The organism is Streptomyces sp. NPDC059037 (genome assembly GCF_042740015.1).
In the GTDB taxonomy this organism is placed as follows: domain Bacteria; phylum Actinomycetota; class Actinomycetes; order Streptomycetales; family Streptomycetaceae; genus Streptomyces.
Window position 1 is genome coordinate 1 of sequence record NZ_JBHYIG010000328.1, and the last position, 10254, is coordinate 10254.

Below are 10254 nucleotides of genomic sequence, written 5' to 3' on the forward strand. Positions count from 1 at the left end.
GGGACGGACCTGCCGTCCGGGGCCCCACGCGACGTACGCAAATCAGCCGAGGTCGCCCGCGGCCGTGCGCTCCGCGAGCCGGACCAGGGTGCGGACCGCGGAGCCGGTGCCGCCCTTGGGCGTGTAGCCGAACGGTCCGCCCTCGTTGTAGGCCGGGCCCGCGATGTCCAGGTGCGCCCAGGTGATGCCCTCGCCGACGAACTCCTGGAGGAAGAGACCGGCCACCAGACCGCCGCCCATCCGCTCGCCCATGTTGGCGATGTCGGCGGTGGGGGAGTCCATGCCCTTCTTCAGGTGCTCGGGCAGCGGCATCGGCCAGGAGTCCTCGCCCGCCTCCAGGGAGACGTCGTGGATCGCGGCGCGGAACGCGTCGTCGTTGGCCATGATGCCGAAGGTGCGGCTGCCGAGCGCCATCATCATCGCGCCGGTCAGCGTCGCCACGTCGACGATCGCGTCGGGCCGGTCCTCGGAGGCCTTGGCGATCGCGTCGGCCAGGACGAGCCGGCCCTCGGCGTCGGTGTTGAGCACCTCCACCGTCTTGCCGCTGTACATCCGCAGGACGTCGCCGGGGCGGGTCGCGGACCCGGACGGCATGTTCTCGGCGAGCGCGAGCCACCCGGTGACGTTCACCTCGAGGCCCAGACGGGCGGCGGCGACGACGGCGGCGAAGACGGCCGCGGCGCCACTCATGTCGCACTTCATGGTCTCGTTGTGACCGGCGGGCTTCAGCGAGATGCCGCCCGAGTCGTACGTGATGCCCTTGCCGACGAAGGCGAGGTGCTTGTTCGCCTTGGACGACGTGTACGACAGCTTCACCAGGCGCGGCGGGGCCTCCGAGCCGACACCGACACCGAGGATGCCGCCGAAGCCGCCCTTGGCGAGCGCCTTCTCGTCCAGGACCTGGACCTTGATGCCGTGCTCCTTGCCGGCCGCGGTGACGACGGCGGCGAAGGCCTCGGGGTCCAGGTCGTTCGGCGGGGTGTTGATCAGGTCGCGGCAGCGGTTGAGCTCCTCGGACACGGCGGTGGCGCGCTCGACCGCGGCCTTGTACGCCTTGTCGCGGGGCTTGCCGCCGAGCAGGGCGATCTCGGCGAGCGGCCCCTTGGAGTCCTTGGCCGCCTTGCCGTTCTTGCCCTTCGCGGAGCCGTTCTCCTTGTACGCGTCGAACGAGTACGCGCCGAGCAGCGCGCCCTCGGCGATCGCACCGGCGTCGTCGGCGTCCTCGGTGGGCAGCGCGAACCCGGCCTTCTTCGAGCCGGTCAGGGCGCGCGCGGCGGTGCCGGCGGCGCGGCGCAGGGCGTCGGTGCCGTACGTCTCGTCCTTCTCCGGCACCGTGCCGAGACCGACCGCGACGACGACCGGCGCCTTGAAGCCGGACGGCGCGGGCAGCTTCGTCACCTCGCCCTCGGCGCCCGAGGCGCCGAGGGTCTCCAGGACGGACGCGAGCTTGCCGTCGTACGCCTTGTCCACGGACTCGGCGCCGGGCGCTACAACCGCGCCCTTGGCGCCCTTCGCTACACCGACGACGATCGCGTCGGCACGCAGGCCGGACGCGGCGGCGGTGCTGAGAGTCAGAGCAGTCACGGTGGTGAATTCTCGCTTCCGTTGAGTTCCTTGGCCGATGGGGTTGGGTCGACCGGGCCCGGCGCCAGCCTAGAACGGGCCGGAAGGGCGCCGGACATGAGCCTACGCGCGTCGTGGCGATTCGATCGTGCCAGCGCAGATTCATCCGTTCGTGGCGTCATTTTCATGTTTGGCGCGCGTGTTCGCGATGGTGTACGCAGTGTGAGCGGGCCGTCGCACAGCGGCCCCTCCGGTGCGGTGAGCCCGCGTCACCTCCCGTACGGTGAGCCCGTGTCAGCCCACTTTCGACGTGCCGCCGTGCTTCTCGTTCTGCTGGTGCTCGCGGGCTGCGCGGCGCCCGCGGACGAGGAACAGGACGACGCGCGGTGGCGGCCGCGCCCCGGGACGGCCTGGCAGTGGCAGTTGAGCGGGAAGCTCGACCCCTCCGTCGATGTCCCCGTCTACGACATCGACGGCTTCGACCACTCCGAGGCGACCGTCGCCGATCTGCACCGGCGCGGCCGCAAGGTCATCTGCTATCTCTCCACCGGCGCGTGGGAGGAGTTCCGCCCCGACGCGGGGAAGTTCCCCGAGGCGGTCATCGGCAGGAGCAACGGCTGGGACGGCGAGCGCTGGCTCGACATCCGCCGCACCGACGTCCTGGAACCCCTGATGGCGCAGCGCATCGACATGTGCCGCGACAAGGGCTTCGACGCGGTCGAGCCGGACAACATGGACGGCTACGCGAACCGCACCGGCTTCCGCCTCACCGGCGCCGACCAGCTCCGCTACAACCGCCTGATCGCCCGCCTCGCGCACGAGCGCGGGATGGCCGTCGGCCTGAAGAACGACCCGGACCACATCCCGCGCCTCGTCGGGGACTTCGACTTCGCCGTGAACGAACAGTGCGCGCAGTACGAGGAGTGCGAGCGCTGGAAGCCGTTCATCGCGGCCGGCAAGGCGGTCTTCCACGTCGAGTACGAGCTGCCGACGCGGCGGTTCTGCGATCAGTCACGGAAGTTGAAGCTGTCGTCGATGCTGAAGAAGTACGAGCTGGGGGTCTGGCGCGAGGCGTGCGGCTCAGCCGAGAGCCAGGACGACCAGGGCGGTCGTCGCGGCGGTCTCGGCGAGGGCGCCGAAGACGTCGCCGGTGATGCCGCCGAAGCGGCGGACGCAGTGGCGCAGCAGTAGTTCGGCGGCGCAGACCGCCAGGACGACGGCGGCCGCGTACTGCACGGCCTCGTACGTTCCCCAGGGCACGGCGGCGGCCGCGGCGGCCGCGGTGACGGCGGCTGCCGTGAGCAGCGCGGCCTTGCGCGGGACGGTGCCCGCCACGGCGGCGCCGAGGCCCTCGGGGCGGGCCGCGGGTACGCCCGTGCGGGCGGCCAGGGTGAGGGCGAGCCGGGCCGCCGCCGCGGAGACGACGGCGGCGAGGGCGCCGCGGGTCCACGAGGCGTCGTAGAGCTGGAAGAGGACGGCGACCTGGGCGAGCAGCACGAAGAGCAGCGTGATGACGCCGAAGGGCCCGACGTCGGACTGCTTCATGATCCGCAGGGCGTCTTCGGCGGGCTTGGCGCTGCCGAGACCGTCGGCGGTGTCGGCGAGGCCGTCGAGGTGGAGGCCGCGGGTCAGCGCGGCGGGGGTTGCGGCGGTCGCCACGGCGGCGAGGAGGGGGCCCGCGCCGAGGGCTATGAGCGCACCGCCGAGTGCCGCGGCGAACAGCCCCACGGTGAGGCCGGCCAGGGGAGCGCAGAGCATCCCGGCGCGGGCGGCGTCGCGGTCCCAGCGGGTGACTGTGACCGGCAGCGCGGTGAGGGTGCCGAAGGCGAAGCGGGGGCCGTCGGCGGGGGAGGTTCGGGGCACCGCAGGAGGGTACCTGGCGTGGTCGCCGAGCTGACCGGCCCCGGCAGGTGGCGCTGTGCCCACCCTTCAGGTCGGAATGCGACACGGCACCCTGCAGTCGAGGATGGCCCCATGGCCGACTGGTGGTACCGGAACATCACGGAGCCGGGAAAGCTCCCGCTCCTCCTGGCCCTGCTCTCCTTCGTCGTCACGTTCCTCGTCACCCGCACCATCACCCGCCTCATCCGCGCGGGCAAGGGCCCCTTCCGGAACGTCAGCTCGGGCGACGTACACATCCATCACGTCGTACCCGGCATCTTCCTCATGCTCGTCGGCGGCTTCTGGGCCGTCGCCGCGGGCTCGCACAGCCTGGGGCCGATGATCGCGGCGGTCATGTTCGGGATCGGCGCGGGACTCGTCCTGGACGAGTTCGCGCTGATCCTCTACCTCGACGACGTCTACTGGAGCGAACAGGGCCGCAAGAGCGTCGAGGTGGTGATGCTCACCGCGGCCCTGGTGGTGCTCATCCTCACCGGCTTCACCCCGTTCGGCGTGAACGACCTGTCGCCCGATGAGCGCAGCAACCGCGCCGCGCTCGCCCTGAACGTCGCCTTCAACTGCTGCTGCGCCCTGGTCGCCCTGGCCAAGGGCAAGCTGCAGACGGCGCTGATCGGCATGGTGATCCCGCTGGTCGCGCTGGTGGGCGCGATCCGCCTCGCCCGCCCGGGATCGGCATGGGCCAGGCGCTTCTACCGCAACCGGCACCGCGCCCGCGCCCGCGCAGGCCTGCGCGCCTACCGCCACGACCGCCGCTGGGCGGGCCCGCGCCGCAAGGTTCAGGACTGGATCGGCGGCAAGCCCGACACGGAACTCGCGCGCCCGCGCCGCTGAAGCACCGCCGAGCAGCCGCACAGCACAAGGACGGCCGCGATCGCCGCCAAGTGCTCCTTGCCCGCGAGGTTGCTCTTGACGAAGACCTCGACGACCATCACGGCGATCACCAGGGCCCCCGTGAACCACGCCCGGTAACGCCAGCACACATAGACCGCGAGCCCCACCACGGCGGCGGACGGACCGGTGTCCACGACCTGCGCGTCGGACGCGGGAAGCCCCAGCGGGTTGCCGGGACCCCATGCGATGCCCACGCGCGCGTAGAGCGTGCCCGCGAGGGTGGCCGCGTAGCCGATGAGGAGCGTGCGCCACCAGCCGACGCAGATCTCGGCGATGCCGAACACCAGCAGGATCTGCGCGAGCGCGCCCCAGACGGGCAGGTCGAGCGCGGGCACGAAGAGTGAGAGCGGGGTCCGCAGGAGGGCGAGCCAGAGCGGGTCCTCGGCCCGTACGGAACCGATGTTCTGGACGAACTGATAGCCCCAGGGCTGGTTCTGGACGAACTGGCACAGGGCGGTGAGACAGACCGCGGCGAGCGTCATCGGCGCCGCCCGCCACCGCCGGGCCACGATCCCGTCCCGCACCGCGGCGTACAGCGGCCCCCACTCGTCGCGTGCCATGCGGCCCAGGGACCGGGAGAGGGAGAGGGACGGGGCGTTCATCGTCGGGACTCCAGATGCTTGCGGTGCAGCCACTTCGGCAGGCCCGGCGCTTCCAGGAAGCCCTCCGCGCGGGCCGACGCGATGCCGATGCGCGGCAGGTCGCCGCTCTTCTCGAAGAGAAGGAAGCGCGGCTCCCAGATCGGGCGGTACTTCGCGTTGGCCCGGTACAGCGACTCGATCTGCCACCACCGGGAGAAGAAGGTGAGCAGCGAGCGCCACAACCGCAGGACCGGGCCCGCGCCGAGCCGCGAGCCACGTTCGAAGACGGACCGGAACATCGCGAAGTTCAGCGACACCTGAGTGACGTTGATCTCCGGGGCGCGCTGGAGCAGCTCGATGACCATGAACTCCATCAGGCCGTTCTCGGCGTCGCGGTCGCGCCGCATCAGATCGAGGGAGAGCCCGTTCGGCCCCCAGGGCACGAACGAGAGCACCGCTCTCAATCGCCCGTCCCCATCGGTGCATTCGAGCATCACGCACCGCCCGTCGGCAGGATCGCCGAGCCGCCCGAGCGCCATGGAGAAGCCGCGCTCGGTGGCCCCGTCGCGCCAGTCGTCGGCGCGCTCAAGCAGATACGCCATCTCGTCGGCCGGAATGTCCTCGTGACGGCGGATCCGCACCTCGTACCCGGCCCGCTTGACCCGGTTGTACGCCTGCCGGACGGTGCGCATGGCCCGCCCCTCCAGGGTGAATTCAGCTGTCTCGACGATGGCTTCGTCGCCCAGTTCGAGCGCGTCGAGACCGTGCCGCGCGTAGATCGTGCCCGCCTCCTCGCTCGCCCCCATCACGGCCGGGATCCAGCCGTGCTCGCGGGCGTCGGCGAGCCAGGGCTCGATGGCGCCGGGCCAGGCCTCCGGGTCCCCGATGGGATCACCGGAGGCCAGCGAGACGCCTCCGATGACCCGGTAGGCGACCGCGGCCTTGGCGCTCGGCGACCACACGACGCTCTTCTCGCGGCGCAGCGCGAAGTACCCGAGCGAGTCGCGCTCCCCGTACTTGTCGAGCAGTCCGTGCAGCTTGGTCTCGTCGTCCTCGGTGAGCGGGTCGACGGCCTTGCGGGAGCGGAAGGCGGCGTACAGCACGGCAAGGAGGAGGAGCGTGCTGAGCACGTTGATGGTGACGTTGACCCAGCCGGGCGTGGCGATGCCCTCGAACCGTGTGTCGTCGGCGGCGAGCGAGACGAGCCGCATGGTGCCGTAGCGCCAGCGGTCGAGGAAGGTCGAACGGTATTCGTCGTGCGCGTGGTTGGTGACGGTGACCAGGAGCGCGGCGATCAGCGAGGTCACGAGCAGACCGCCGACGGCGACGGCCGCGGCGAGCTTCGGGTTCGACCGGTCGCCCTTGGCGTAGAACTCCCGGCGCCCGACGATCAGCGAGGCGACGAAGGCGGCGGTCAGGACGAGGGAGATCCAGTTCTGCGCGTGCTGGCGGATCTCCGGAAAGACCATCGCGAACGCGAAGAGCAGCAGAAAGAGCCCACTGAGTACGAGGTTGAGGATCCAGGCGGCGCGTTTGCGGCGGCGCATCGTGATGGCCAGGAACATCGTGAACGCCCCCGAGGCGAATCCTGCCGTCAGCAGATACGGGGTGAAGTAGTTCTCGGTGTTGTGCCGCCGCAGATCCTGCCCCAGGGAGACCCAGACCGCGCTCAGAAAGTTGATGAAGGTGACGGCGCGCAAGTACCAGACACTGAAGCCCGCAGCGATCCGCCGATTACGCCCAGAAGAAACATCCGGCTCATCTCCCATGAAAAGGGATCATATGGGGCGTGATGTCCTTGTTGGGGGCAGGCGTTCCGGGGTGCCTACTCCTCAGGTGCGGCCGCAGCCGCGGGTGCGGGCGCCCGTTCCGGCAGCTCGGCGGAGAGCGCGGCCGCGGCCCGCACCAAGGGAAGTGCCAGCAGCGCCCCCACCCCCTCGCCCACCTTCACGCCCTGCTCGAGCACGGGATCCAGCGCCATCCGGTCCAGCGCCTTCGCCTGCGCCGGCTCCCCGCCGGCATGCCCAGCGAGCCACCAGTCCGGCGCCCGGAAGGCGACCCGCTGGGCCACCAGCGCGGCCGCCGAGGCCACGACGCCGTCAAGAATCACGGGCGTACGCCGCACCGCGCACTGCAGCAGGAACCCGGTCATGGCGGCGATGTCCGCCCCGCCCACCGCCGCGAGCAGCTCCAGCTGGTCCCCGAGCACGGGCCGCGCCCGCCGCAGCGAGTCACGGACCGCCGCGCACTTGCGCATCCACGCCAGGTCGTCGATCGGCGAGCCGCCCCGCCCGGTCACCACGGACGCGTCCGTGCCGCAGAGCGCGGCGACCAGCGTCGCCGCGGGCGTCGTCCCGCCGACGCTCACATCGCCGAGCACGACCAGATCGGTGCCGGAGTCGGCCTCCTCGTCGGCGACGGCCATCCCGGCCCGCACCGCCGCCTCGGCCTCCTCGGCCGTCAGCGCGTCCTCGATGTCGACGCGCCCCGAGCCGCGCCGCACCCGGTGACCCGCCACCTCGGCGGGCAGCTCGGCGGGGTCGCAGTCCAGGGCCATGTCGACGATCCGGACCGGTACGTCGAGCCGGCGCGCGAGCACGGCGACGGGGCTCTCCCCGGCGAGCACGGAGCGCACGAGTTCGGCCGCGCTGCCTGCGGGCCTGGCGGATACGCCGAGCTCGGCGACCCCGTGGTCGCCCGCGAACAGGATCACGCGCGGCCGCTCGATCGGCCTGACCGGAACCGACGACTGGGCGGCGGACAGCCACTCGCCCAGTTCGTCGAGGCGCCCGAGCGCCCCGGGCGGCACGCTCTGCCGTTCCCTGCGCTCTTCGGCGTCGCGCCGCACCCCGCCGTCGGGGCGCTCGATCAGGTCGGTGAAGTCGTCGAGATTCAGCGAGCTCATTCGCCGAACAGTACCGGGAGGGTCGGGGCCCCGCGTGGTCGCCTCCGTGGTGTCATTGCCCTGGTGTCGATCATCCCTTACGTACCGTTTCAAGGGGATTGTCGTACTGCTTGAACCGCCGGACAGAGGAGCCCTCCACCCCCATGGACGCCGCCCACGCCGCCGCAGCCCAGGCCGAGAAGGTCCTCGCCGCCCCGCACCCGGCCGCCCGCCGCCACCGGGCACGCGCCCGCGCGATGGGCCGCTTCACCGAGCCCGAGAGCTGGCTGGACATCGACACCGGACATGGGGACTTCCCCGCCGCCGCCAAGGAGGTCCACCCGTACACCGCCTTCGACGGGCTCGACCGCACCGAGCGGGTGGAGTGGGGCCGCGCGGCGGGCCGCGTGGAGGAGGCTCACCGGGGGCTGCTCGCCGATCTCGCGCCGAAGCTCGCGGGGCGCTACGACGCGCTGAGCATGTTCCACTACCTGGAGCGCAGCGCCGACCCGCGCATCGAACTCATCGCCGCCCGCACGGTGTTGCGGCCCGGCGGCCATCTGATGATCGAGGTCCCCGTCCCGGAGAGCCGGTACGCGAGGCTGCTCGGCAAGGGCTGGATCCGGCCCGAGCCGCACCACCGCATCCCGCTCACCGCCCTCCGGCGCGAGCTGGAGAGCCTCGGCTACACCGTCGTGGCCACCGACCGGCGCCAGCCGCACATCCCGCTCGACCTGACCGCGGGCCTCGCCGTCGCACTCGGCCGCATCCGTGCCGCGGCCCGCCTCGCGATCCCGTTGCTCGCCGCCGCCGCCCTGGCCGACCGGCTGCTCGCGCCCGTGGTCAGCCGCACCCGGTTCTCCAACGCCTACCGGATCATCGCCCGCAGGAACCCGGACACGTGAGCGGCCGGGTCGGTCCCGTCAGCCCCGCAGAACGAGCGCCTGGCCCGCCACGACCATCAGGACCTGCTCGCACTCCGCCGCGAACGCCGCGTTGAGACGGCCCAGCTCATCGCGGTAGCGGCGGCCCGACGCGGTCGCGGGGACGATCCCCGAGCCGACCTCGTTCGAGACGGCGACGACCGTGCGCCGGGTCGCCCGCACCGCGTCCGTGAGCTCGGCGACCCGCTTGCGCAGCGCCTTCTCGCCGCCGCCCGCCCACTCGGCGTCGTCCCACGCGTTCACCTCGTCCATCGCGTACGTCAGCCACAGCGACAGGCAGTCGATGAGCAGGGGAGGCCCGTTCTCGGCGAGCAGGGGCACCAGATCGCAGGTCTCGGCGGTGTTCCACGAGCCCGGCCGACGCTCGCGGTGCGCGCTCACCCGGTCCGCCCACTCGGAGTCGCCGTTCCTGGTCCCGCCCGTCGCCACGTACAGCACATCGGGGAACGCCTCGAGCCGCCGCTCGGCCTCCACCGACTTCCCCGACCGGGCGCCGCCCACGACGAGGGTGCGCCGCGGCACGTCCGGTACGTCCTCGTAGGCGCCGACCACCAGCGTCGAACCGTCCGGCACGGCCCGCGCACCGGCGGCCGCGAGCCTGCGCCGCAGCTCCGCGCCCGGCGGCACCTCATGGCTCAGATGGACGGCGATGACGTCCGTCGTCGGCCCGATGGCGCCCGCCGCCCGCAGCCGCGCGAGCCCGTCGGGGCGCCCGATGACATCGGCCACGACCATCTCGTACGCGGGATGGTCGTCCGGCACTCCGGAGGGCGCACCGCCCGGCGGCAGATACAGCAGCCGCTCCCCGTCGGGCCCGACCACCTCGTACCCGGTGCCCGGGTGGTCCATCGCCACCGCGCGCACCCGGTGCCCGGTGAGCAGCGCGAGCTCCCGCCCGTCCGGTACCCGGGCCGGCTGCGGCAGACCGGCCGGCACCTCCACCGATGGGCCGTCGTGCGGATGGGAGAGGAGAACCTGGCGTACGCCGCCGAGCGTGTGCCCGGAGCGGGCGGCCGCGAGGGCGGCGCCAGGGGTGAGGTCGAGCAGCAGAACGCCGTCGACGAGGAGCGCGGTCGCGGCGCGTGCGGCGTCGCCGAGCGCGGTCGCGCAGGCCGCGCAGGGGCAGCCGGGGCGCGGCAGGCCTTCCGGGGCGCCGGTGCCGAGCAGAGTCAGTTCCACGAGAAGATCCTCCCGCGTCGCCGCGAGCACCGCTCGCCCGGCTAGGCTTCAAGCGGCTTGAGACAGCTGTCGGACCATCGGGAGGCTGGCATGGCGGCATGGACGTGGCGGTTCGAGAAGGCGGACGGGACGGAGGTCCAGCCCGCGCTGCAGCCCGAGGAGTTCACCACTCAGGGCGACGCGGAGTCCTGGGTCGGTGAGTACTGGAAAGAACTCGCCGACGGCGGCGCCGACCAGGTGTCGCTCTTCGAGGACGCCAACAAGATCTACGGGCCGATGAGCCTGCACGCGGAGGACGCGGCGCAGGGCC

The 10254-nt window shown here is 72.3% G+C and carries 10 protein-coding genes; 4 read left to right on the top strand and 6 right to left on the bottom strand.

Annotated features, from left to right (window positions below):
• Positions 1-42: 42 nt before the first annotated feature.
• Positions 43-1584, bottom strand: a complete 1542-nt coding sequence (locus tag ACFWY6_RS39980) for a leucyl aminopeptidase (RefSeq protein ID WP_384701172.1) — start codon at positions 1582-1584, stop codon at positions 43-45.
• A 270-nt stretch (positions 1585-1854) separates the two neighbouring features.
• Here ACFWY6_RS39980 and ACFWY6_RS39985 point away from each other — a divergent pair, with 270 nt between their 5' ends.
• Complete coding sequence (locus ACFWY6_RS39985; RefSeq protein ID WP_384701175.1) at positions 1855-2754, top strand: endo alpha-1,4 polygalactosaminidase; 900 nt, start codon at positions 1855-1857, stop codon at positions 2752-2754.
• On the opposite strand, the gene ACFWY6_RS39990 is transcribed toward ACFWY6_RS39985, so the two are convergent.
• Positions 2644-3426, bottom strand: a complete 783-nt coding sequence (locus tag ACFWY6_RS39990; RefSeq protein WP_384701177.1) for an adenosylcobinamide-GDP ribazoletransferase — start codon at positions 3424-3426, stop codon at positions 2644-2646. The two genes, ACFWY6_RS39985 and ACFWY6_RS39990, sit on opposite strands and share 111 nt — an antisense overlap.
• A 111-nt stretch (positions 3427-3537) precedes the next feature.
• Between ACFWY6_RS39990 and ACFWY6_RS39995 the strand changes: the two genes are divergently transcribed.
• Positions 3538-4296: a hypothetical protein gene (locus ACFWY6_RS39995; protein ID WP_384701180.1), complete on the top strand. Its 759-nt coding sequence runs from the start codon at positions 3538-3540 to the stop codon at positions 4294-4296.
• Here the strand turns inward: ACFWY6_RS39995 and ACFWY6_RS40000 are convergent.
• The 3 genes from ACFWY6_RS40000 to cobT are packed head-to-tail and all read right to left on the bottom strand — an operon-like array spanning position 4242 to position 7842.
• Positions 4242-4958, bottom strand: coding sequence for a hypothetical protein (locus ACFWY6_RS40000; protein ID WP_384701183.1), 717 nt, complete (start codon positions 4956-4958; stop codon positions 4242-4244). The two genes, ACFWY6_RS39995 and ACFWY6_RS40000, sit on opposite strands and share 55 nt — an antisense overlap.
• Positions 4955-6706, bottom strand: a complete 1752-nt coding sequence (locus ACFWY6_RS40005; RefSeq protein WP_384701186.1) for a phosphatidylglycerol lysyltransferase domain-containing protein — start codon at positions 6704-6706, stop codon at positions 4955-4957. Before ACFWY6_RS40005 ends, ACFWY6_RS40000 begins: the two co-directional genes overlap by 4 nt.
• A 56-nt stretch (positions 6707-6762) precedes the next feature.
• On the bottom strand, positions 6763-7842 hold the full coding sequence (gene cobT, locus ACFWY6_RS40010; RefSeq protein WP_384701189.1) for a nicotinate-nucleotide--dimethylbenzimidazole phosphoribosyltransferase: 1080 nt from the start codon (positions 7840-7842) through the stop codon (positions 6763-6765).
• A 143-nt stretch (positions 7843-7985) separates the two neighbouring features.
• Between cobT and ACFWY6_RS40015 the strand changes: the two genes are divergently transcribed.
• On the top strand, positions 7986-8726 hold the full coding sequence (locus tag ACFWY6_RS40015) for a class I SAM-dependent methyltransferase (RefSeq protein ID WP_384701192.1): 741 nt from the start codon (positions 7986-7988) through the stop codon (positions 8724-8726).
• Between the two features lie 18 nt (positions 8727-8744).
• On the opposite strand, the gene ACFWY6_RS40020 is transcribed toward ACFWY6_RS40015, so the two are convergent.
• Positions 8745-9944, bottom strand: coding sequence for a bifunctional adenosylcobinamide kinase/adenosylcobinamide-phosphate guanylyltransferase (locus tag ACFWY6_RS40020; protein ID WP_384701194.1), 1200 nt, complete (start codon positions 9942-9944; stop codon positions 8745-8747).
• Positions 9945-10034: 90 nt separating this feature from the next.
• Between ACFWY6_RS40020 and ACFWY6_RS40025 the strand changes: the two genes are divergently transcribed.
• The coding region (locus ACFWY6_RS40025) for a hypothetical protein (protein WP_135328887.1) at positions 10035-10254 on the top strand (220 nt) is incomplete at its 3' end.